This window comes from Aeromonas sp. ASNIH8, from assembly GCF_002919855.1.
In the GTDB taxonomy this organism is placed as follows: Bacteria; Pseudomonadota; Gammaproteobacteria; order Enterobacterales; family Aeromonadaceae; genus Aeromonas; species Aeromonas caviae.
The window spans coordinates 1-1250 of the sequence record NZ_PQLN01000227.1; the positions used below are offsets into that span (position 1 = coordinate 1).

1 pseudogene is annotated in these 1250 nt (G+C 56.7%); it reads left to right on the forward strand.

Features of this window, described 5'->3' with window-relative positions:
• Window positions 1-120: 120 nt before the first annotated feature.
• Window positions 121-1122 (forward strand): annotated as a pseudogene (locus C3418_RS23580) (IS481-like element ISAs19 family transposase); the annotation flags it as partial.
• Window positions 1123-1250: the final 128 nt, after the last annotated feature.

The following is a 1250-nucleotide window of genomic DNA, read 5'->3' on the forward strand; positions in this document are numbered from 1 at the left end:
TGGCGAAGAAACGGTCTAAATAGGCTGATTCAAGGCATTTACGGGAGAAAAGATCGGCTCAAACTGAAAAAATGAAATGACTGAGTCAGCCGAGAAGAATTTCCCCGCTTATTCGCACCTTCCCTAGAGCTCGCCAAAGAGCTCAATAACGTCAGCAAAGCCTGCAAGCTCATCGGCTACAGCCGCCAGCAGTTCTACGAGATTCGCCGTAACTACCAGACCTATGGGGCTGAGGGCTTGCTCGACAAGCTCCCCGGCTGCAAAGGGGCGCATCCCAACCGGGTCGCTCCCGAGATTGAGCAGGCCATCCTCGATTACTCCCTCACCAGACCAACCCATGGCCCGCTGCGGGTCGCGCAAGAACTGGCTCTGCAAGGCATCAACGTCAGTGCGGGCGGTGTGCGTGGCGTGTGGCAACGTCACGACTTGCTCTCCAAGCATGACCGCTTGTTGCGCCTCGAGAAAACCCACAGGGAACAGACGATTGAGCTCAATGACGAGCAGATCCGCCTGCTCGAGCGCTTCAGCCCCGAGTTTCGCGAACGCCAAATTGAGGTTCACTACACCGGGGAACTGGTGGCGGTCGACACCTTCTTCGTCGGCGCACTCAAGGGGGTGGGCAAGGTGTATCTGCAAACCGTACTGGACTGCTACAGCCGCCACGCCTGGGGACGGCTCTACACCAGCAAGCTGCCGGTGACCTCGGTCCATGTGCTCAACGAAACGGTCCTGCCGTTCTTCGAGGCTCACGAGGCGCGGGTCTATACCATCCTGTCGGACAACGGGCGCGAGTTCTGCGGGCGCCCTGACCATCACCCCTACGAGCTGTTCCTGCAACTGGAGGGGATTGAGCACCGGACCACCAAGGTACGCAGGCCGCAGAGCAACGGCTTTATCGAGCGGCTACATCGCACCCTGCTGGATGAACACTTCCGTATCAAGGGGAGGACGACCTGGTATGAATCAGTGGAGCAGATGCAGACAGACCTGGACAGCTATCTGGATCACTACAACACCCAGCGGCCACATCAGGGCAGGATGATGGAAGGACAGACTCCCTACAGCATGTTCAAAAAGGGTCTGAAATTGATACCGAAGGAAGTGCGCACTAAAGTAGCGTAAATAGATTGGCCCCTTGAAGATCCAGACACTTCGCCCCTCTTAACTTAAGAGGTAGTCTTGGAGCTATGTTCAGTACTAGTCACAACGAGAAGATGGTCGAAGTGTTAACAGGGGCCGAGCGCCGTCGA